18 protein-coding genes are annotated in these 20,348 nt (G+C 64.9%); 2 read left to right on the top strand and 16 right to left on the bottom strand.

Annotated elements, in window-relative coordinates:
• Positions 1 to 11: 11 nt before the first annotated feature.
• The 3 genes from IVB40_RS04155 to IVB40_RS04145 all read right to left on the bottom strand — a co-directional run bounded on the left by IVB40_RS04155 (position 12) and on the right by IVB40_RS04145 (position 4,021).
• Positions 12 to 1,451, bottom strand: a complete 1,440-nt coding sequence (locus tag IVB40_RS04155; protein WP_247818162.1) for a hypothetical protein — start codon at positions 1,449 to 1,451, stop codon at positions 12 to 14.
• Positions 1,452 to 1,791: 340 nt separating this feature from the next.
• Positions 1,792 to 2,628 carry an SDR family oxidoreductase gene (locus IVB40_RS04150; RefSeq protein ID WP_247818161.1) on the bottom strand — a complete coding sequence of 279 codons (837 nt, stop codon included), beginning with the start codon at positions 2,626 to 2,628 and terminating at the stop codon, positions 1,792 to 1,794.
• Between the two features lie 73 nt (positions 2,629 to 2,701).
• Positions 2,702 to 4,021, bottom strand: coding sequence for a solute carrier family 23 protein (locus IVB40_RS04145; protein WP_247818160.1), 1,320 nt, complete (start codon positions 4,019 to 4,021; stop codon positions 2,702 to 2,704).
• 125 nt (positions 4,022 to 4,146) lie between these two features.
• Here IVB40_RS04145 and IVB40_RS04140 point away from each other — a divergent pair, with 125 nt between their 5' ends.
• Entirely contained in the window at positions 4,147 to 5,481 is a 1,335-nt protein-coding gene (locus IVB40_RS04140) for a dicarboxylate/amino acid:cation symporter (RefSeq protein WP_027570306.1), read from the top strand.
• A gap of 177 nt (positions 5,482 to 5,658) precedes the next feature.
• Here IVB40_RS04140 and IVB40_RS04135 read toward each other — a convergent pair whose 3' ends face one another.
• The 10 genes from IVB40_RS04135 to IVB40_RS04090 all read right to left on the bottom strand — a co-directional run bounded on the left by IVB40_RS04135 (position 5,659) and on the right by IVB40_RS04090 (position 15,539).
• On the bottom strand, positions 5,659 to 7,242 hold the full coding sequence (locus IVB40_RS04135) for an ABC-F family ATP-binding cassette domain-containing protein (protein WP_247818159.1): 1,584 nt from the start codon (positions 7,240 to 7,242) through the stop codon (positions 5,659 to 5,661).
• 173 nt (positions 7,243 to 7,415) lie between these two features.
• Positions 7,416 to 7,763 carry a RidA family protein gene (locus IVB40_RS04130; RefSeq protein ID WP_007596366.1) on the bottom strand — a complete coding sequence of 116 codons (348 nt, stop codon included), beginning with the start codon at positions 7,761 to 7,763 and terminating at the stop codon, positions 7,416 to 7,418.
• A 14-nt stretch (positions 7,764 to 7,777) separates the two neighbouring features.
• The gene (locus IVB40_RS04125; protein ID WP_247818158.1) at positions 7,778 to 8,899 is read right to left on the bottom strand and encodes an FAD-dependent oxidoreductase; all 1,122 of its coding nucleotides are present in this window, start codon (positions 8,897 to 8,899) and stop codon (positions 7,778 to 7,780) included.
• Positions 8,896 to 10,314: an NAD(P)/FAD-dependent oxidoreductase gene (locus IVB40_RS04120; protein ID WP_247818157.1), complete on the bottom strand. Its 1,419-nt coding sequence runs from the start codon at positions 10,312 to 10,314 to the stop codon at positions 8,896 to 8,898. The genes IVB40_RS04125 and IVB40_RS04120 overlap by 4 nt, the downstream gene beginning before the upstream one ends.
• Positions 10,311 to 10,607 carry a (2Fe-2S)-binding protein gene (locus tag IVB40_RS04115; RefSeq protein ID WP_027570302.1) on the bottom strand — a complete coding sequence of 99 codons (297 nt, stop codon included), beginning with the start codon at positions 10,605 to 10,607 and terminating at the stop codon, positions 10,311 to 10,313. Before IVB40_RS04115 ends, IVB40_RS04120 begins: the two co-directional genes overlap by 4 nt.
• 19 nt (positions 10,608 to 10,626) lie before the next feature.
• On the bottom strand, positions 10,627 to 11,763 hold the full coding sequence (locus IVB40_RS04110; protein ID WP_247818156.1) for an FAD-dependent oxidoreductase: 1,137 nt from the start codon (positions 11,761 to 11,763) through the stop codon (positions 10,627 to 10,629).
• Between the two features lie 8 nt (positions 11,764 to 11,771).
• Entirely contained in the window at positions 11,772 to 12,578 is an 807-nt protein-coding gene (locus IVB40_RS04105; protein WP_247287541.1) for an ABC transporter permease, read from the bottom strand.
• Positions 12,575 to 13,450 (bottom strand): ABC transporter permease, encoded by an 876-nt coding sequence (locus IVB40_RS04100; RefSeq protein WP_247818155.1) that lies wholly within the window; start codon positions 13,448 to 13,450, stop codon positions 12,575 to 12,577. Before IVB40_RS04100 ends, IVB40_RS04105 begins: the two co-directional genes overlap by 4 nt.
• Entirely contained in the window at positions 13,447 to 14,481 is a 1,035-nt protein-coding gene (locus IVB40_RS04095) for an ABC transporter ATP-binding protein (protein ID WP_247818154.1), read from the bottom strand. Before IVB40_RS04095 ends, IVB40_RS04100 begins: the two co-directional genes overlap by 4 nt.
• Before the next feature lie 23 nt (positions 14,482 to 14,504).
• Positions 14,505 to 15,539 (bottom strand): ABC transporter substrate-binding protein, encoded by a 1,035-nt coding sequence (locus tag IVB40_RS04090; RefSeq protein WP_247465160.1) that lies wholly within the window; start codon positions 15,537 to 15,539, stop codon positions 14,505 to 14,507.
• A gap of 271 nt (positions 15,540 to 15,810) precedes the next feature.
• Here IVB40_RS04090 and IVB40_RS04085 point away from each other — a divergent pair, with 271 nt between their 5' ends.
• On the top strand, positions 15,811 to 16,725 hold the full coding sequence (locus tag IVB40_RS04085) for a LysR substrate-binding domain-containing protein (RefSeq protein WP_027570296.1): 915 nt from the start codon (positions 15,811 to 15,813) through the stop codon (positions 16,723 to 16,725).
• Here IVB40_RS04085 and IVB40_RS04080 read toward each other — a convergent pair.
• The 3 genes from IVB40_RS04080 to IVB40_RS04070 are packed head-to-tail and all read right to left on the bottom strand — an operon-like array spanning position 16,715 to position 20,341.
• Positions 16,715 to 18,088, bottom strand: coding sequence for an amidohydrolase family protein (locus IVB40_RS04080; RefSeq protein ID WP_247818153.1), 1,374 nt, complete (start codon positions 18,086 to 18,088; stop codon positions 16,715 to 16,717). The two genes, IVB40_RS04085 and IVB40_RS04080, sit on opposite strands and share 11 nt — an antisense overlap.
• Positions 18,085 to 19,668, bottom strand: a complete 1,584-nt coding sequence (locus IVB40_RS04075; protein WP_247818152.1) for an ABC transporter substrate-binding protein — start codon at positions 19,666 to 19,668, stop codon at positions 18,085 to 18,087. The genes IVB40_RS04080 and IVB40_RS04075 overlap by 4 nt, the downstream gene beginning before the upstream one ends.
• 22 nt (positions 19,669 to 19,690) lie before the next feature.
• Complete coding sequence (locus tag IVB40_RS04070; RefSeq protein WP_247818151.1) at positions 19,691 to 20,341, bottom strand: aspartate/glutamate racemase family protein; 651 nt, start codon at positions 20,339 to 20,341, stop codon at positions 19,691 to 19,693.
• Positions 20,342 to 20,348: the final 7 nt, after the last annotated feature.

The following is a 20,348-nucleotide window of genomic DNA, read 5'->3' as shown; positions in this document are numbered from 1 at the left end:
ACGGGTCCTTCCTACCACTGGATCGAGACAGCACCACGTCCACCTGCAACGCTGCGCTCGAGTCCAATGCCGCCGCCGGCATTGGCGATAATAGCATAGCTCTTGCCGTCATAGAGCAGTGCCGTTGCACCGACCGCAAACGCGTTGGCGCCCTCGAAATTGCCGTAGCCGGCCGAGAGCGCGAACTTGCGCCCCTGTTGCAGCGCCGGCATCGAGCCGGCCGCGAGCGCGACCGCGGTTCCGCTGCGGGCTTCGAGCCGGTTGTCCATCACTTGCGACTGCAAGGAGGTCACCTGCGACTGCAGTGAGGCGATGTTCGCCGGATTGAAGCTCGACGTTGCCAGATTGCCGGCCGCGTCGGTCGTCACGAAAGACACCGGTCCACTCTGTGCCGCCAGGCTCGCCGCCGAGGCGACGCCGGCCATGCGATAGGTGTTGCTGGCGGTCCCGATCGCGACCTGGTTGGCAGCAGTTACTGTCGCACCGGAGCCGATGGCGGTGGAGTTCGAGAATCCCGCGGTGGCGCCAGAACCGATTGCCGTTGCGCTCGCGGCAGACGCAGTGCTGCCCTGTCCATAGGCCGCCGCGCCGGCAGCGGTAGCGTTGCTGCCAGCGCCGATTGCGGTGGCATTGGATGCCGACGCAACAGCACCGTTGCCGAATGCGGAACTGCCGGCGGCGGCACTTGCCTTTGCCCCATCGCCAACGGCGGTGTTGCCGAGCGCCGCCGCCGAATCAGCGCCGACGGCAATCGATCCGGTCGAAACTGCACCGGTGCCGATGGCAATCGCATTTGCGCCCGTGCCGGCGGTTGCGCCGTCGCCGATCGCGACAGCGCTCGTCCCGGTGGCGTGGGAGTTGTTGCCGGCCGCGAAGGAATTGCCGCCGCTTGCGGTCACCGCGTTGCCCACCGCGGTCGAGTTGGTGTTGCTGGCGTTAGCGGCGTTCCCGATGGCTGTTGATGAAGCGCCACCCGAGGAACTGCTGAGGCCGATCGCAACCGACCCAAATCCACCCGACGTTGCGCCCGTTCCGAAAAAACTACCGTCGCCGCCCCCGATCGCGACGCTGTAGTTTCCGAGCGAACTGGGACCGTTGCCGGTGCCACCCGAGCCAATTGCCGTACTCCACCTGCCGGCACCGGCCGCCGTGCTATTGGAGTTGGTACCGATGCTGGTGCCGCCCTGGTTAACCGTCGATAGACCGGCATTTGTGCCCATCGACACGCCGAAGGAGTTGGCCACCGCGTCATGGCCCACCGCGGTCGCGCTGTCGTTAAGCGCAATTGCGTGGTCGCCAAAGGCGGTGGATAGCTGGTCGGCTCGGGTATTATCGCCGACTGCGATCCCGTTGGAGCCGGGAGTCCCTTGGGCCGAGCAGGTGCCTTGGAAAGAGTTTCCACTGGAATAGCACTGGGCGGCGGCCGGAGACATTCCGAGGAGCAGAGCCATGGCCGTGAGAGCCGCCAAGTTGACCAGCGCAGCGATTACGCCGGAAGCGTCGCGGTCAATGCGGGGCGAAGAGCGGTGCAAGCTGCCCCCATCGGTCGCTTCCGATTGCGGACAACTGATCGGCATCTTGTCGCTCTCCACTGGTCCAAGCTGCCACAATCGTGGGACAGGGCCACGGACAGGACAGGACATCAACCGTTCGGTTGAGTTCGTCCGCGCGTGCGGCGCCGACAGCCCGCTTTTTTCCGACTGTTGCTGGATTGCATCGCGAAAAGTCTCGACGATGAGCGTCGGCGCCGCAGGCAGACCGCGAGAACTGCAAGGACGCTCGTGATCTTTGCTAGCTCGCCCAGTTGTCCCGGAACTCAGGAAACAGCGTCAGGCCTCCGCAGGCATAGACGGTCTGCCCGGTGATGTAACTGGCATCGTCCGACGCGAGGAAGGCGAACACGGCGGCGATCTCTTCCGGAGTGCCGACGCGGCCCAGCGGAATGTGGCTGCTGACCACGCCGCGCTTTTCCGGATCGCCGATCCAGGCCGCATTGATCGGGGTGTCGATCGCACCGGGGCCGACCGCATTGACGCGAATGCCACGGCCGGCGAATTCCAGTGCCAGCGTGCGCGTCAGATTGGCCATGCCGCCCTTGCTGATCGAATAAGCCAGATAGCCAGGTTTTGGAATGATCTGGTGCACACTCGAGCAGTTGATGATGCTGCCGCCTGCGCCGCGCGCGACGAAATGCGCGAGCGCCTTCTGGGCGCAGAACACGGCGCCGTTGAGATTGACGTCGATGATGCGGCGGTAGGTCTCGATGTCGAGCGCTTCGCTCGGCGATTCCCGCTGGAAGCCGGCATTGTTGACGAGGCAGTCGAGGCGCTTCCAGCGCGCCAGAATCGTCTCGAACATCGCGGCGACGTCTTGTTCATTGCCGACATTGGCCTTGACGATGATGTGATCGAGCCTGCCGTGGCCGCGATCACCCGATGCCGTCCGCGCGAGCGCGAGTGTCTCCTCAGCCCCTTCAGGGTGACCGAAATAGTTGATGGCGACGGTCGCGCCTTCCTGGGCAAGCCGGATGGCGACGGCGCGGCCGATGCCTTGGGAGGCGCCGGTCACCAGCGCGTACTGGCCGACAAGACGTGAGTGAAACGAGGTCGAGCGATCGGTTTGTGGCATGGGTTCTCTCCGGGATGCCCTGATCAGCGACGGAACCGGCTTTTTGTTCCATCCCTCAGCGCATCACTGCGATTCATTCGACGCGGCGCGCGAATGGCGAAGTCAGTATCTGGTACAGGATGATGGCGCCAAAGGTTGCGGTGCCGATCCCGCCGATCGTGAAGGCGCCGAATTTGAGCGTGAGGTCGCCGGCGCCTGCGGTGAGCGCGACCGCCACGGTGATCAGGTTTGCCGGACTTGAGAAGTCGACCTCGTTCTCGACCCAGATCCGGCCGGCCATCGCGGCGATCAATCCGAACAGCACGATCGAGAGCCCACCGATGACGGGACCCGGGATCGACAAGATCAGCGCGCCGAATTTCGGCGAGAAGCCGAGCACGATCGACACCACCGCCGCGAAGGCAAACAGCAAGGTCGAATAGACCTTCGTGGCCGCCATGACGCCGATGTTTTCGGCATAGGTGGTAACGCCGGTGCCGCCGCCGCAGGCCGCCACGATGGTCGCGAGGCTGTCGGCGAGCAAGGCGCGGCCGAGATAGTCATCGAGGCTCCGGCCCGTCATGGCGCCGACGGCCTTGATGTGACCGAGGTTCTCGGCGACGAGAATGATCGCAACCGGCGCAATTAGGACCATCGCATCGGTCTGGAAGGTCGGCGTGGTAAAACTCGGCAGGCCGATCCACGGCGCAGCCGCAGGCGGGGTGAAGTCAATCGGCTTGCCGAAGCCGAGGCCGTTCGCGAACAGCAGGTACAAGAGATATCCGCCGATCGCGCCGAGGATGATCGGCAGGCGGCGCCACAGGCCAGGTGCCGCAACGGCAACCACGCCAATGATCAGAACGGTCGCGAGCCCGATTCCTGTGTCGAACGCATTGGCGCTCACCGCCTTGACCGCCACGGGCGCGAGGTTGAGGCCGATCGCGGCGACCACAGCGCCGGTGACGGCCGGCGGCAACAGCCACTCGACCCAGCCAACCCCCGACCACATCACGATCAGCGCGATCACGCCGTAGAGGACGCCGGCCCCGACGATGCCGCCAAGCGCAACTGACAGGTTCGGGTTCGGCCCTTGCCCGGCGTAGCCGGTGGCGGCGATGACCACCGCGATGAACGCGAAGCTCGATCCGAGATAGCTCGGCACGCGTCCCGCGACCATGACAAAGAAGATCAGCGTGCCGATGCCGGAAAACAGCACCGCAACATTGGGATCGAACCCCATCAGCAGCGGCGCGATGATCGTCGAGCCCGACATTGCGACGCAATGCTGGAGACCGGAGACGACGGTCTGGCCAAGCGGCAGCCGCTCCTCGGGCATGATCACGCCGGAGGACTTCAGAGTCCAACGCGGAAAATAGCCTTGCGCTCGCTGTTCGGAGCCCGTTGCAATCGGCATGTTCCCCCCAGTTGCGGTGCAGCGACCGATCTTCGTGCGAACAGACAAAAATGTGATTGTCGCTTCTGCGGCGGCCATCACATGATGCAAATCAAACAAGATCAATACGTTCCGGGGCCTATTCTATGACACAGATTGCGATCCAGCCAGCCATCCACCGCCGGCACCAGCCCTGGTACAAGATCCTCTACATCCAGGTGCTGATCGCGATCGCGCTCGGGGTGCTCATCGGCTATTTCTATCCTGATCTCGGCAAGGCCCTGAAACCGCTCGGCGACGGTTTCATCGCGCTGATCAAGATGATGATCGCGCCGGTGATCTTCTGCACGGTGGTGCACGGCATCTCCTCGATGGGCGACCTCAAGCGCGTTGGCCGGGTCGGGCTGAAGTCGCTGATCTATTTCGAGACCGTCTCGACCGTCGCGCTCGCGATCGGCCTGCTGGTCGGCGAGGTGCTCCAGCCCGGACACGGCTTCAACATCGATCCCGCCACGATCGACCCGAAATCGGTGGCGACCTACGTCACCAAGGCCAAGGAAGAAGGCATCGTCGCCCATCTGCTGGCGATCATCCCCGACAGCTATCTGGGCGCCATCGCACGTGGCGATCTGTTGCAGGTGCTGCTGATCTCAATCCTGTCGGGCTTCGCCATCGCCTTTCTCGGCAAGGCCGGCGAGCCCATCGCCGAGGCGATCGACAAGGCCGCAAAGATGTTCTTCGGCATCATCCGCATCATCGTGCGCGTCGCTCCGATCGGGGCGTTCGGCGCGATGGCGTTCACCGTCGGCGCCTACGGCCTTGGTTCGCTGCTCAACCTCGCCGCCCTGATCGGCACGTTCTATCTCACCAGCATGCTGTTCGTGCTGGTCGTGCTGGGGGCGATCGCAAGGCTCGCCGGCTTCTCGATCCTGCGCTTCATCGCCTACATCAAGGACGAGCTCCTGATCGTGCTCGGCACCTCGTCGTCGGAGACTGTGCTGCCGCAGATGATCCAGAAGATGGAGCATCTCGGCGCCTCGCGCTCGGTGGTCGGCCTCGTCATTCCGACCGGTTACAGCTTCAACCTCGACGGCACCAACATCTACATGACGCTGGCGACGCTGTTCCTGGCGCAGGCGACCAATACCCATCTGACCATCTGGCAGGAGCTCGGCATTCTCGGCATCGCCATGATCACCTCGAAGGGCGCCTCGGGCGTGACCGGGGCGGGCTTCATCACGCTCGCGGCAACACTCTCGATCGTGCCCGACATCCCGATCCAGTCGATCGCGATTCTGGTCGGCATCGACAAGTTCATGAGCGAGTGCCGCGCGCTGACCAATCTGATCGGTAACGGCGTCGCCTGCGTCGTCATCAGCATCTCCGAAGGCGAGCTCGACCGCGACGCGCTGCACGAGGCCATGGCCCATCCGCTGGAGATGGGTGAGGCGCTTGAACCCGGCGGCAGCGCCGCCTCCTAGGCTGGAGGCAGGTTTGGCGGCGTCCGGTTCCAACGCGGTAGTTTCCCGGAGTGGTAAATTGGCGCAACGCGAGTCACAACTGCTGCGTTGGGATCACGGATTGATACTCATATTTTTCCACCCGACGCGCTGGGGGCAGGGCGTCGGGTTTTTGTTAATCAACGATGGGCAGCCGATTTAGCCGGCCAGTTCGACCCTGCGCGTGATCCCGATCGCCTGCAAGAACGCCTCGTCATGACTTACGACGAGCAGCGCGCCGTCATAGGCCCTCAGACCTGCTTCCACGGCTTCGATGGATTCAATGTCGAGATGATTGGTCGGCTCGTCGAGGATCAGCAGGGACGGCGGCGTCGCACCGCCCAGCACGCAGGCAAGGCCGGCGCGAAACATCTGCCCGCCACTCAAATGTCCAACGATCTGCAAGGCGGCATCGGCGCGAAACATGAACCGGGCCAGCGCGGCATGGCATTCATTTGCACCCGCCTTCGGATGGAAGCGCCCAAAATTGTCCAGGATGGAGATCGCGGGATCGAGCAGACTGACCTTCTGATCGAACAGCGCAAGATCCGGCCTGACCCGCACGGTGCCGGAGAGCTGATGCAACTCGCCGGCGACGAGTTTCAGCAGCGTCGTCTTGCCTGAGCCGTTGGGCCCGACGATTGCCACGCGCTCCGGACCGACGATCGCGAGCGATAGATCGCGCAAGACTTCCCTATCCGGCCCATAGCCGGCGCTGACGCGATCGAGCCAAACCACCTCCCTGCCCGTCGGCAGCCGGGTCGAGGGCAATTTCACCGACAGCGGCTGAAGAATCTCGATGCGTCGGCGCGCCGTATCGACGGCCTCGAGCGCATCCGCGCGCCGCCGCTCGGCGATCTGCGCGTTCTTGCCGCCGGTGTCTTCACTACGGTCCTTGCGCGCGCCGGCCAGGATGCGCGGCATGTCGCCCTTGGCGCGCTTCTTCTTGCCCCCGCTGTCTTTGCGCGCTTTCCTCTCCGCGGCCTCCTGCGCTTTCCCGTCGATCTCGGACAGGCGCCTCTGGGCATGCGCGAGGTCGTGCCTGACAGCCGCAAGCGCAAGGGCTTTCTGCTCGCAATAACTGCTCCAATTGCCGCCGTATCTCGTAGCTCCGAGCGACGTCAGCTCGACGATCGCATCCATGGTTTCGAGCAGGCTCCGATCGTGGCTGACGACAATCGCCCCACCGCGCCAGGAGGCAAGGAAATCGATCACCGCCTTGCGTCCCTCCCGATCGAGATTGTTGGTGGGCTCGTCGAGCAGCAGGAAGTCCGGCTCCGCAAAGATCAGCGCGGCGAGACGAACCCGCGTGACCTGCCCGCCCGACAGGCGGTCGAGCTCGATCTCCGGAGCGACGTCGAACCCGACACGCGCAAGGGCGGACGTAAGCCGTGTTTCGAGGGTCCAATCGACCTCGGAAACCTCCTCGGCCGAGGCGTCTCCGCGCTCGGCACGGCGAAGAAGATCGAGCGCGGCTCGCGCACCGAACAGGTCGATCACCTTCGCGCCCGCAAGCGGCTGGACGTTCTGGCGTAGCAGACCAACTGTTCCGTTGATGGCAACGCGCCCCGACGGAGGAATGTGCTCTCGCGAAATCGACGCAAGCAGCGTCGTCTTCCCGACGCCGTTGCGACCGACGAGGCCGGTCCGCTCGGCTCGGAACGTCAGATCGATATTGGAGAAAAGACAGCGGCCGTCAGGTGTGGACAGCGACAGGTTGGACAGGATGATGGAAGCAGGCATGGAATTCCCCGTGAGCAAGGCAGGTCGGCTTTGCGGTCGGGGTAAAATCCATGGCTCTCGAATATCCTATTTTGAGGAGCTCTCTAACTAATCTCATCGAAGGGCGAGATCAAGGCGAGGCTCGCAGGGAGGGCGGCGCGCGGAGCGTTGACGTGCCCCGCTGGCCTGCGCGATCAGCCCTTGAGCGCGGTGACCACGACCTCGATCAGCGCGCTGCCGCCGAGATCGGCGACACCGACGGTGGCGCGGGTCGGCAGATTGTCGCCGAAGAACTCAGTCCAGACCGCGTCCATCTCCTTCTTCTTGGAAAGGTCCGTGACGAAGATCGAGGTGCTCACGACGCGCGACTTGTCGGTACCCGCTTCCTTCAGATAGCCGGCGATCTTGCCGAGGATGTTGCGGGTCTGCTCGCCCATCGACACCGAGGTGTCGTCGGCGATGGTGCCGCCAATGAAGACGAAGCCGTTGGCTTCGACGGCGCGGTGCATGATGGGCGTGCGGATGCTGCGGGTAATGCTCATGATGTCCTCTTTTGCTAGAGCGTGGGGGAATAGAAACGGTCGATGCCGAGATCGCCGATGCGAGTCTGGGTGCCGCCGTTGACGATCAGCTCCGCCATGACGGCGCCCGCGCCGGGGCCGAGCTGGAAACCGTGCAGCGAGAAACCGAACTGGTGATAGAGGCCCTTGTGCCGGCTGCTCGGTCCAAACACGGGCAGATCGTCCTTGGTCTTGGCCTCGATGCCGGCCCAGGCGCGGACGATCGTCGCGCTCCGCATGACCGGGAACAGCTCGAACACGGTGCGGGCGCTGGTCGCGAGGCTCTTCCAGTCGAGCACCGTCTCGTTGCGGTCCCGGTACGGCGTTGCCAGATGGCCACCGCCGATCAGCACCGTGCCGTTCTTCAATTGCTTGAAGGAGAGCTTGCGGCCGCGCAGGATCACGACTGGATCGATGAAATGCGGCACGCGCGAGGTGATCATCAGCATCGGCGCCACGGTCTCGACCGGAACGGGCTCACCGAGCGCGGCTGCAATGGTCCCGGCCCAGGCGCCGGCGGCATTGACGAGCACCGGCGCGGCAAAGCTCTCGGCGCCGACATCGACATGCCAGAGACCATCGGTGTGCCGGATGTTCGTGGCGGCAATGCCCTCGCGAACGGTCGCACCGAGTTGCCCGGCCTTGCGACGGAACGCCGTCGTCGCCTGCGCGGGATTGGCCGCACCGTCGCGGCGCGAGACCACGCCGCCGGGACAGGTCTCGGCCACCGCAGGCACGAGGCGCCGCAGCTCGGCCGCATCGATCAGCTCCTCGTGGGTGAAGCCGAGCACGTTGAGCTCGGCCACACGTGCACGGCAGACCGCGAGCTCCTCCTCGTCCTCTGCGACGAGGACCTGACCATAGCTCTCAAAGCTGCAATCGTCGTCGAGCAGCTCGGTGATCTTCTCCCAGATTCCCATCGAGCGGATCGAAAGCGGGATTTCCGGGATGTGCCGCGCAAGCTGGCGCACGCCGCCTGCGTTGACGCCGGAGGCGTGGCGGCCGGCATAGTCCTTCTCAATCAGCACCGGCTTCAGGCCGGCGAGACACAGATGCAGCGCAGTCGAGCACCCGTGGATGCCGCCGCCGACGACGATCGCATCCACGTTTTTCGTCATCCGCGCACCACCGCCTTGATGTCGTCTTCGCTCTTCGGAACGGCGGCAAGCTCGGCGAGCGTGATCGGCTTGACCGGCGCGCGCAGCCGGTAATAGCCAATCTCCTGCGGGCTCTTGCCCCGCGCCCGCGCCATCAGCTCGGTGACGGTGAGGCCACAGAGCCGGCCCTGGCACGGACCCATGCCGGTGCGGCGATAGGCCTTGAGCTGGTTCGGCCCGGTCGCGCCGATCGCGACGGCATCGAGAATATCCTTTGCCGTAACCTCCTCGCAGCGACAGACGATGGTGTCGCCCGCGGGAATGCGAAATTGCGGCACCGGCCGGAACAGCGTGTCGAGAAAAACGCGGCCACGTTCGGCCTTGGCGAGATCGGCGCAGAGGCTTGCCATCGGCGCAAGCTTTGTGGCAGCCGTAGACGCCAACGCCTCCACTGCCGAGCGCGCCGCGATGCGGCCGCGCACCACGGCTGCGTTCGCGCCGCCGATGCCGGCGCCGTCGCCGGCAATCGCAATACCGGCGACCGACGAATTCCCGCTGACATCGAGCACCGGAGACCAGCACAATTGCAAATCATCCCAGCGATGCTCGATTCCGGCAGCCATCGCCAGATTGACGTTGGGCACAACGCCCTGGTGCAGCAACAAGAGATCCGCAAGGACGGTCTCGCGCTTGCCGCCGGCGACATAGTTTACGCTCGCGAGCTGGCCGTCGCCAGATGCCGCAAGCTCGGTGACGCCGGACACGACCTGCACCTTCGCCTTCACCTCGCGCATCATCGACAGGCCCTTGGCGAAATAAGGCGAGGTCAGGAAGGCAAAGGCGTGGGGGAGAGCCGCGAAATAATTGCCGCGCGCGGTGGTGTCGAGAATGCGATCGATGCGACCGCCGAGACGCAAGATCTGCGCGGCGAGCAGCCAGAGCAGCGGCCCCTGCCCTGCAATCACGGTACGGCCATCCGGCACCAGGGCCGATGATTTCAACATCGTTTGCGCGGCGCCCGCGGTCATCACGCCCGGCAGCGTCCAGCCGGGAATGGGGAACGGCCGCTCCAGTGCGCCAGTCGCGAGGATCACGCGCTTGGCCTTTACGAACGCGGACGCGCCGCCGACCGAGACGGCGATGTCGAGGTTGCGGTCGAGGCTCCAGACGGTGGCGCGGTGGATGACCTCGGCGTTGCCTGCGCGTAGCGCCCGCACGAGATCTGCGCCCACCCAATAGTCAGCGCCGAGCTGATCGCGCTCGGTCACCGGTGTCGAGGCGATGGCGCGGAACACCTGGCCGCCGGGCCCGATATTCTCGTCTAGCAGCAACGTCGACAGGCCGGCTTCGGCGGACGTCGCAGCAGCGGCGAGGCCGGCAGGCCCGGCCCCTATCACCACGACGTCGTATTCTTCGCGCTTGGGAGCCACAGTCATTTCCCGATCTCCCGCTTGCCCTTCTGAATCTCGATCTGCATGCCCTCGGTGACCGGCACCAGGCAACCCTGTCGGTTGCCGACGCCGTCGATGGTGACGAGGCAGTCGAAGCACACGCCCATCATGCAATAGGGCAAACGCAACGCGCCGCTCACCGCGGTCGAACGGCGTGCATCGCAGCTCGAGGCCAGCAGCGCCGCAGAGACGGTGTCGCCCTGCCGCGCGGCGACGGCAACGCCATCGACGAAGATTTGCACCGGTGGCCGCTTGTCCTGCTCGGATCGTTTGAACATCCTGGCTCCTTCAATATCCCTAGTAGCCGCTGTTGTTCGCGGCACCGGCGGCGCCAAAACGGCTGGCCGAGAACGCGCCGACCAGCTCCGGCTCGAGCGCGCCCTGCTCGACCATCCGCGCGATCTCGAAAGCGTGGTTGGAGGCGAGCGTCACGCCGGAATGGCAGCAGGCGACGAAGGCGCCGGGATGCGTCTCCGACTGGTCGTAGATCGGAAAGCCGTCCTGCGGCATGACGCGGATGCCGGCCCAGCTCCTGACCACGTTGAGCCGCGCGAGATGCGGAAACATGCGCTGGGCGCGATCGGTCATCACGGCGCTGATCGAATGCTTCATCGTACGATCGTCGAGCTCGTCTTCCTTGCTGTCACCGATCATCACCGTGCCTTCGTCGGTCTGGCGGATCGTGGTCAGCGGATGCGGCAGGAACGGCATGGTGCGCTCGGTCACCACGATCTGGCCACGGGTCGGGCCCATCGGGGCGTAGAGACCAACCATCGGCGCCAGCGTCTGGTTGGCATTGCCGGCGGCGAGCACGATCTTGGCGGCACGGAGCTCGCCCTGCGGCGTCGTCAGGCGGAATTCACCGCCGCTCTGGCTGATCGCCGAGACCGGACGCTCCGGAAGATAATCGATGCCGAAGGCCTTGAAGCCGGTGTGGAACGCACGAAACGTGCGCAGCGAATTGACGTGACCGTCGAGCGGACAATAACTGCCGCCCGAAACTTCAGGCCCAATCAGCGGCAGCGCCTTCTTCACCTCGGACGCCGGCAGCATCTCCATCTTGTAGTCGGCGGCGCCTGTCTGGTTGTGCATGCGCTTGACCAGCTCGGTGCGCTGGCCGAATTCGTCCTCGCCGAGCGTGAGATGAAAGCCGCCATTCTGCTGAAGAGAGACATCGAGGCCAGTCTGCTGCTTCAACTCGGATGCGAGCCGGCCCCACGCCTGCGACGCCTGCACAGTCCACACCGTATAGGCCGGCATGCCGAGGCCCTTGCTCTGCACCCAGACCAGCGCAAAGTTGGCACGCGAGGCGCGCTTGGTGATGTCGCCTTCGTCGAGCACGGCGACGCGTCTGCCGAGCCTCCCGAGGCCCCAGGCGATGGCGGAGCCGAGCAATCCGCCGCCGACGACGGCGACGTCATAATCTGTTCGCATGGATTCTCCTATCGCCCTGTATCGCCCTTGCCGGCGAGCACGCGGTCGAGCCCGTAGAAGCGGTCGAGCAGAATGAGGGCGGTCATGGTGATCGCGATCACGCAGGCCGAAACCGACGTCACCAGCGGATCGATGTTGTCCTGGATGTACAGAAACATGCGCACCGGCAGTGTTTCGGTGCCGGGTGCCGCGAGGAAGACGGTCATGGTGAGATCGTCGAAGGACTGGATGAAGGCGAGCGCCCAGCCGCTGATGACGCCGGGCAGGATCAGCGGCAAGGTCACGCGGCGGAACAGCGTCCAGCCGTCGGCGCCGAGCGAGATCGCCGCCATCTCGACCGAAAGGTCCATGCCGGTCGCCGCCGCCAACGTCAGCCGCAGCGCGAACGGAAACACGATGATGACATGCGCGATGATCAGCGCGGCAAAGCTGCCGCCGAGGCCAGCCGAGGTGAAGAAGCGCAGGAATGCGATGCCGAGCACGACATGCGGGATCATGAGCGGCGACAGGAACAGTGCCGCCAATGCGTCTCGGCCGCGGAACCGATAGCGCGCGATCGCGAGCGCCGCAGGCACTGCGAACAGCAGCGCCACGAAGGAGGACAGTGCGCCGAGGCCAAGACTGACCCAGAAAGCATGGACGAATTCGGGATAGTTGGCGATCGCCCTGAACCAGCGCAGCGAAAAACCGTTTGTCGGCAGCGACAAGAAGCCTTCAGGCGTGAACGCGACGAGGCAGACGACGAGGATCGGCGCCACCATGACGATGACGAAGATGGTGTGGAAGATCAGCGCCAGCGGGCCATTCCGGCTCATCGGAACACCTCCGCGTAACGGCGCTCGATCAGTGCGTTGCTGCCGACGACGATCAAGACCAGCGCGGCCAGCAGCAGCGTGGCGACCGCCGCACCCAGCGGCCAGTTCAGCGTGTTGAGGAATTCGTCATAGGCGAGCGTCGCCGCGACCTTGAGTCGGCGGCCGCCAATGATGGCGGGCGTCGCAAACGCACTGGCCGAGAGCGAAAACACGATGATCGCCCCCGACAGCACGCCCGGCATGATCTGCGGCATGATGATGCGGCGGATGATGGTCACAGGGCCGGCGCCGAGCGACATCGCGGCATTCTCGATCTGCGGATCGAGACGCTGCAGCGCCGCCCACACCGACAGCACCATGAATGGCATCATCACATGCGCAAGCGCGATAACCATTCCGGTCTCGGTGAACATGAAGGGGATAGGCGCGCGGATCAACCCGACCGACATCAAGAGCTTGTTGACGAGGCCGTTATTGCCGCCGAACAGCAGCGCCCAGCCGAGCGTGCGCGCCACCACGGAAATCAACAGCGGCCCCAGGATGACCAGCAGGAAAACGCTCTTCCAGCGTCCGCCCATGCGGTTGAGGATGTAGGCTTCGGGCGCACCGAGCAGCGCGGTGAGCAGCGTGGTCAGGATCGCGATGCGAAACGTCCGCCCGAACATCTCGGCGTAATAGGGATCGGTAACGATCTCGTGCCAGTTCTTGAGGATGAAGACCGGCTCGATGCCCTTGTACTGGCCCCAATCATGGAACGACAGCATCACGGTCATTGCCAGCGGAATCAGGAGCACGCCGAAGAACAGCATCAAAGCGGGCGCGGTCAGCGCCCAGGGCATGCGTGCGTTTCGTTCCTCGGCGGAAGCGCTCATGCGACGCCTCTCAGGCCCATGTCCTCCGGCCGCCAAGTGAGGTGAACTGCCTCGCCTTCGACCGGTTGCGACCGGCCGTCATTCTGGCGGATTACGGTCGCCGGGCCACATTCGCTGTCGCACTGGAACAGCCAGTGATTGCCTTGGAAGATGCGCGTGACGATCTTTGCGCTGAGGCCTGCGTCGCCAAAGTCGATCCGCTCGGGGCGAATGCTGATGGTGACGGGACCGCTGCGCCCGGCAGGCGCAGGCGCGCTCCACGAGCCGGCGATCAGTCGCGCAGGCGCACTGGTCCGATCGATCGTCGCGGCAAAGTCGTTAGTCTTGCCCAAAAACTGCGAGACGAAGGCCGAGGCCGGCTTCTCATAGGTCTCCTGCGGCGTGCCGATCTGCTCGATCCGGCCCTGGCTCATCACCACGATGCGGTCGGACAGCGACATCGCCTCGTTCTGGTCGTGGGTGACGAGGATCGTGGTGGTGCCGATGGTGCGCTGGATCTGGCGCAGCTCGATCTGCATCTCCTCGCGCAGCTTGGCGTCGAGATTGGATAGCGGCTCGTCGAGCAGCAATACGCTCGGCTTGATCACCAGCGCGCGCGCCAGCGCCACGCGCTGCTGCTGGCCGCCGGACATGCGGCGCGGATGGCGATCCTCGTAGCCGGCAAGCCCGACCATCGCGAGCGCGGCGCGGACGCGCTCGGTCCGTTCGCCGCGCGGCACATTGCGCATCTCGAGGCCAAACGCGACATTCTCGGCCGCGGTCATGTGCGGAAACAGCGCGTAGCTCTGGAACACGATGCCAAGCCCGCGTTTGGCCGGATGGATCGCGGTCAGGTCCTTGCCTTCCAGCCGGATCGCGCCGCGGCTGGGATCGAGGAAGCCCGCAATCATTTGCAGGGTCGTTGTCTTGCCGCAGCCGGAGGGACCGAGGAAGGAGACAAACTCCCCCTTCCCCACCGCGAGACTGAAGTCGTCGACGACAGTCTGCGCGCCGAACTGTTTTGCGACCCGATCGAGCTCGAGATAAGCCATGACGCTGTCTCCGCCGCGAACGATCAGCGTTCGACCTCGCGATTCCAGCGCTTGGTCCATTCCTCACGCTTCTCGTTGATGACAGTCCAGTCCGGATTATAGAGCTTTGCCGCACGTTCGCCGATCGGCGCCATCTTGCCGAGCTCGGGCGGGATCACCAGCGATTTCAGCACCGGGCCGTAGCCGTAGTCCTTCAGCATCACGAGCTGGATCTTGGGTTCGAGCAGCATCTTGACGAAGCTGGACGCAAGCGGCGAGGCGTTCGGCTTGGTGATCGGACAGGCGGTGGTCAGCAGCGTCGCGGCGCCTTCCTTCGGGTAGACGAAGTCGACGGGGAAGCCGGTATTGGCAAAGCTCTGCACGCGGCCGGTGCCCCACACCGCGATTACAGCCTGGCCGGACTGAAACAGCTCGGTCATCTTGCCCGGCGACGGCTCGTAGGCGAGCACGTTCGGATTGATCTGCTCCTTGAAGATCTTGAAGCCGGAATCGACATTGGTCTCGCCGCCGCCATTCATCTTCGACAGCATCACCAGCGCTTCGAGGCCATAAGTGTTGTTGATCGGCGGGATCACGAGCTGCTTGGCGTATTTCGTGTCCTTGAGATCGTTCCACGATGTCGGCGGCGCCCAGCCTTTTTCGGCAAACACCTTGGTGTTGTACATCAGACCGGTGGCGACGATGCCGATCGCGACCGCACGATCATCCTTGAAGCGCGCGGTGTCGTAGAGATCGGCCGGCAGTCCCTCGAGCTTGCCGCAGAAGCCGAGCTGGATCGCCTGGTACATTGGGCCGTCGTCGACGATGGCGACGTCGATCTGCTGATTGCCCTTCTGCGCCTGGAGCTTTGCCAGCGTGTCGGTGGAGTTGCCGGCGACGTACTCTACCTTGACGCCGTTCTCCTTCTCGAAGGTCGGGATCACCTCGTCACGAATAGTCTTCTCAAACGAGCCACCATAACCGGCGACGTAGAGCGTTTTCTGCTGGGCCGTGGCGACCGACGAGGCGGCGACGAGCGCCGCGATGCTGACCGCTGTCAGAAGGCGAAAAGTCTTCATGTGGTCCGATCTCCATACCGGGATGAGGTGACGTGCCGACGAGTCTCGTTGGCTGAACCTTCCGCATTTCCTTCCGCGCAAATCCCTCCCCGACAGGGCTCCGGCCCCTGCGCGGCTGGTTTTGGCGCGATCCGGAGGTTCGAACCCCTCCGATCTGCCGAAAAAGCGGGCCGTCTCCAGCTCTGATGAAAAAGATCGCAAACTCCGGCTTCCGTCGTCCAATGAATAATGGCACCCTCTGTATGCCTAAATGTTATGAATGGAATTCAAGATGGCGCGCATCAATTCGCGGCAGGTGGAAGCCTTCCGGGCCACGATGCTGACCGGCAGCGTGACTGAGGCGGCGGCGCTGATGAAAGTGACGCAGCCGGCGGTCTCCCGGTTGCTGCGCGACCTCCAGGCGTTGCTGAAGATGGAGCTGTTCGAACGGCGCGGCACCGGCCTCGTGCCGACCGCTGCGGCCATGGCGCTCTACACCGAAGTCGAGCGCTCCTTCGTCGGCCTTGAACGGATCACGGCGGCAGCCGAGGAAATCCGGGGCCGCCGCACCGGCTCGCTGCGGATCGCGGCACTTCCAGCACTGTCGAATGGCTATTTGCCGCGGCTCACCGGGCACTTCCTGAAGGAGCGGCCCAACCTCAACCTCGCTTTCTTCGGCGTGATCTCGCCGATCGTGGTTGACTGGGTGCTGAACAACCAATGCGACGTCGGCTTTGCCGAGGTGCCGATCGCGCATTCGGGCTTGCCGAGCCAGAAGCTGCCGGCGCCGGCGCGTGTGGCTGTACTGCCCACCGGTCACCGCCTCGCGGAAAAGGAAGTGCTGGAGCCCCGCGATTTCGAGGGCGAGACTTTCATTTCGCTGTCGGCGGGCTCGTCGAGCCGCCACCTCGTCGATCAGGTCTTCCATCGCCACGATGTCCGCCGCGTGCTCAGGGTCGAGACCACGCTCTCGGAGATCATGTGCGGCATGGTGTCGTCGGGGCTCGGGGTCGCGATCTGCGATCCCTTCACCGCGCAGGAATTTTCCACGCGCGGCGTCGTCGTCCGCCGCTTCCTGCCGCGCATCGACTTCGAATTCTCCGCCGTGTTTCCGGCGCAGCGCAGCCCCTCGCCGGTGGCGCTGGATCTGGTCGAGACCATGCGCAAGTCGCTCGCCGAATTCGACGAGGGAGCTCTCAGCCGTTGAACGCCGCCTGCGCCTCCGGCAGGTCCCAGATCTTGCCGATCGCAGCAGTCCCCGCCGCCGTGATCGCCGCCTCGTCAGCGCCGAGATAGCGGCCGGCATCGACCAGCATGCGGCCGTCGACCATGACCTGATCGATATTGGCGCGATTCGCGAGCGCGATCAGTGCGCGTCGCGGGTCGAACAGCGGCTGAAGATGCGGATGGGTGAGATCGACGATGGTGAGGTCGGCGGTCGCGCCCGGCTCGATCCGGCCGAGATCGGGCCGCTTGATGACATCGGCGGCGATTGCCGTGTTCGCCTCGATCAATTCGGGCGCGTTCGCGACGTCAGCCCGCGCCGAAGTGATCTTGGAGATCAGCGACGCCGCATTGAGCTCGCCGAGCAGGTCCATGTTGTAGCCGTCGGTGCCGACCACGGTGCGAACGCCGTGTTCCGCAAACCGGCTGAACGCGGCGGTGACGCCGGCGCGGGCGAATACGCGCGGGCAGTTGAGAACCGTCATGCCGCGCGCGGCCATCAGCTTGAGATCGTCGTCGGTGCTAAACATGCAGTGCGCCGCCATCAGATCGGGCGCCAGCAGGCCGAGCCAGTCGAGATATTGCGCCGGCGTGCGGCCGCCATAGCGCTTACCAATGGTTTCGACCTCGGCACGGCTCTGCGCCATATGCGTCGTGATGGGCACGCCAAGCTCGCGCGCCCGCGCGGCACAGGCCTTCAAGAGATCGGGCCCGCAGGTGTCGGTGGCATGCGGACTCATCGCAAGGCCGATGCGACCGTCGCCGCGATTGTTCCAGCGCTGGTAGAGTGCATCCCAGGTCGCCATGTCGGCTGTGCCGTCATCGCCGGAATAGTGCACCACGCCGTCGGGGCCGGCCTTGGCGTCCGACGTCGAGAACAGATAGGGCGCGCCATAGAAGCGGATGCCCATCTCTTCGGCGGCGTCGAACATCTCCGGGATCGAGTTCCGGAACGGCTCCATCACCGTGGTGGCGCCGCCCTTCAGGAGTTGGAGGATGCCGAGCCGCGCGACCGCCATGCGCTCTTCCGCCGACAAGATATCTGCACCGCGCTTGGTCAGCGGCAAGAGCACCGTGTAGACGATGCTCTGGTTGTTCTTGCGGCCATTGCCGTCCTCGGTGTGGCTGCGCGCCACCGCTTCCGAGAAGCAGTGATTGTGCAGGTTCAACAGGCCCGGCAGAACGAAACGGCCGGGACGGTCATGCACCTCGTCCGCGTGCGGCTTGTCGCGCGTGACCGCGGCGATCGTCTTGCCCTCAACCAGAACCCAATGGTCGCGCAACACGTCCTGCGCGCCGTTCTTGCGAGACAGCACATAGCTGCCGAAAATTGCTGAGGTGCTCATGCGGGGCGTACGTTCCAGAAGACGGCGGTGCCGTCGAGAATGCCGGTGATAGCTTTGCGATAGGCGGTCGGCTGCTTGTACCGGCCGATCGGAATATAGGGGATTTCCTGAAACGCCACCGCCTGGATCTCGCGGCAGATGCGCTGCTGTTCCGCGAGCTCGGAGGCCGCGAGCCACTGGCTGCGCAAGGCTCCCATCTTCTCGCTCGCATACCAGCCGGCGACCTTGCCCTCGCCACGGATGTTGGTGTTGCCGGCCGGATTGAGCCAATCGATGCCCTGCCAGTTGCCGACCGCCGCGCTCCAGCCGCCCTGCGGAAGCGGATCCTTCTTGAGCTGGCGTTGCAGCACCACGGCGAAATCGAGCCCGGCATATTCGACGTTCATGCCGGCCTTGCGCAAGGAGTCGACGGCGATCTCGCCAAGCGGCTTCTGCGCCAGTGAGTTGGTGGGCACGAGCACCACGATCTTCTCGCCATTATACCCCGCGGCCTTGAGATCGGCCTTCACCTTGGCGTAGTCACGCGGGCCGCGGAAGACATCGAGGCCGACCTCGCTGGCCATCGGCGTATTCGGCGCGAAATAGCCGATCGGGGAGACCTGGAAGTTCGGATCGGTACCGGCGACCGCTGTCATGAAGGCGGATTGATCGATCGCCCCCAGGAGCGCGCGGCGAACGGCAGGGTTGTCGAACGGCGGCTGTAGGTGATTGAGGCGCAGCATGCAGGCATAGCCGCGGGGATCGAGGATGCGCGTCTCGATGTCGCCGGCCGCCTTGATGATCGGCAGCAGGTCGTGCGGCGTGGTCTCCTGCCAGTCCTGCTCGCCGGTCTGCAGCGCGGCGACGCCGGTGCCGGCATCGGGCGTGGTGGTCCAGACCACCCGATCGTAATGCACGATCTTCGGACCCGCGGTCCAATCCGGCTTGCCGTCGCTGCGCGGCTGATAGCGCTCGAACCTGGCATACGCGTTGCGCGCGCCCTGCACGCGCTCGTCGGCGAGATAGCGAAACGGGCCGCTGCCGATCACTTCGGTCAGCGGCTTGAACGGATCCTGGCTCGCCAGCCGCTCCGGCATCATGAAGCACGCGTTGATCGCGGCCTTGCCCAGCGCCTGCGGCAACAGCGGAAACGGACGCTTGAGGCGGAAGCGGATGGTGCGGTCGTCAGTGGCCCACAGTTCGCCCGTCGCCTCCATCAGCTCACCGCCAAAGCCGTCGCGCGCGGCCCAGCGGCGGATGCTCGCGACGCAGTCGCGGGCAAGCACGCGCTCGCCGTCGTGCCAGAACAGGCCATCGCGCAAGCTGAGGTCCCATTGCAGCCCGTCGCCGGAGACGACATGGCCCGACAGCATCTGCGGCGAGACCTGGAGCGAAGAGCTCATGCCGTAGAGCGTGTCGTAGACCATGAAGCCATGGTTTCGCGACACCTGCGCCGTGGAATAGATGGGGTCGACGAAGGCGAGGTCGATGACAGGAATGAAGCGCAGCGTGGTCTGGGATTCCGCGCGCAGGATGCCCGGGAATGACAGCGCCGGTACAGCGGCTGCGGCCTTGAGGAGCGAACGGCGGGAGACGGGCATTGCAAGAGGCTCCTGAAGGATCTTACGTGTTCAGCAAGACCGCGCCGATCGCAGCGGCCACCGCCTGCTGCGCCGGCTCGACCACGGGAACGCCGATGGCATCCGCGATCGCCGCCCGATGCGAGGCCATGCCGGCGCAGCCCATCACCACGACATCGGCGCGGCATTGCGAGACCAGCGCGCGGCCGGCTTCAATCAACCGTCCCCGGATGTCCGCGCCTGCCGTCTCCGCCGCGCTCGCGCCGACCGACCAGCTTCCGGCGTAGCGGCTGTCGACGCCCATCAGCCGCACCATCCGCTGCTGGCGGCGGATGCTCGAGGGCGACAGCGCGATGATTCCGAAGCGCTCGCCCAGCATCAGTGCGCGAAAGATACCGCACTCGGCGATACCCATCACCGGGCGCCCGCCGGCCGCCTCGCGCACCGCATGCAGGCCGGGATCACTGAAGCAGGCGAGCACGAAGGCATCCGCATCGTCGCGCGACACACGGTTGACCAGCGGCATCACAACGCTGTCGGCGTCGCGTTGCGAGCTGATGCCCGGCGGCCCCTCGGCAAGGCCGAAGACCTCGATTGCGGGGCCGCCGGCGATGCGCAGCGGCGCGACGGCCTCATCGATCGCCGCGGTCACCGATGCGGAGGAGTTGGGATTGATGACGAGGATGCGGGTCATGGCGTGG

This window comes from Bradyrhizobium sp. 40 (assembly GCF_023100925.1).
Classification (GTDB): Bacteria; Pseudomonadota; Alphaproteobacteria; order Rhizobiales; family Xanthobacteraceae; genus Bradyrhizobium.
The sequence above is the reverse complement of the archived record's forward strand: the minus strand, read 5'-3'. Positions and strand labels throughout refer to the sequence as shown.

Coding starts and splice junctions, on each gene's coding strand:
- IVB40_RS04155 (WP_247818162.1), bottom strand. CDS start 1,451: ATGGCTCTGCTCCTCGGAATGTCTCCGGCCGCCGCCCAGTGCTATTCC.
- IVB40_RS04150 (WP_247818161.1), bottom strand. CDS start 2,628: ATGCCACAAACCGATCGCTCGACCTCGTTTCACTCACGTCTTGTCGGC.
- IVB40_RS04145 (WP_247818160.1), bottom strand. CDS start 4,021: ATGCCGATTGCAACGGGCTCCGAACAGCGAGCGCAAGGCTATTTTCCG.
- IVB40_RS04140 (WP_027570306.1), top strand. CDS start 4,147: ATGACACAGATTGCGATCCAGCCAGCCATCCACCGCCGGCACCAGCCC.
- IVB40_RS04135 (WP_247818159.1), bottom strand. CDS start 7,242: ATGCCTGCTTCCATCATCCTGTCCAACCTGTCGCTGTCCACACCTGAC.
- IVB40_RS04130 (WP_007596366.1), bottom strand. CDS start 7,763: ATGAGCATTACCCGCAGCATCCGCACGCCCATCATGCACCGCGCCGTC.
- IVB40_RS04125 (WP_247818158.1), bottom strand. CDS start 8,899: ATGACGAAAAACGTGGATGCGATCGTCGTCGGCGGCGGCATCCACGGG.
- IVB40_RS04120 (WP_247818157.1), bottom strand. CDS start 10,314: ATGACTGTGGCTCCCAAGCGCGAAGAATACGACGTCGTGGTGATAGGG.
- IVB40_RS04115 (WP_027570302.1), bottom strand. CDS start 10,607: ATGTTCAAACGATCCGAGCAGGACAAGCGGCCACCGGTGCAAATCTTC.
- IVB40_RS04110 (WP_247818156.1), bottom strand. CDS start 11,763: ATGCGAACAGATTATGACGTCGCCGTCGTCGGCGGCGGATTGCTCGGC.
- IVB40_RS04105 (WP_247287541.1), bottom strand. CDS start 12,578: ATGAGCCGGAATGGCCCGCTGGCGCTGATCTTCCACACCATCTTCGTC.
- IVB40_RS04100 (WP_247818155.1), bottom strand. CDS start 13,450: ATGAGCGCTTCCGCCGAGGAACGAAACGCACGCATGCCCTGGGCGCTG.
- IVB40_RS04095 (WP_247818154.1), bottom strand. CDS start 14,481: ATGGCTTATCTCGAGCTCGATCGGGTCGCAAAACAGTTCGGCGCGCAG.
- IVB40_RS04090 (WP_247465160.1), bottom strand. CDS start 15,539: ATGAAGACTTTTCGCCTTCTGACAGCGGTCAGCATCGCGGCGCTCGTC.
- IVB40_RS04085 (WP_027570296.1), top strand. CDS start 15,811: ATGGCGCGCATCAATTCGCGGCAGGTGGAAGCCTTCCGGGCCACGATG.
- IVB40_RS04080 (WP_247818153.1), bottom strand. CDS start 18,088: ATGAGCACCTCAGCAATTTTCGGCAGCTATGTGCTGTCTCGCAAGAAC.
- IVB40_RS04075 (WP_247818152.1), bottom strand. CDS start 19,668: ATGCCCGTCTCCCGCCGTTCGCTCCTCAAGGCCGCAGCCGCTGTACCG.
- IVB40_RS04070 (WP_247818151.1), bottom strand. CDS start 20,341: ATGACCCGCATCCTCGTCATCAATCCCAACTCCTCCGCATCGGTGACC.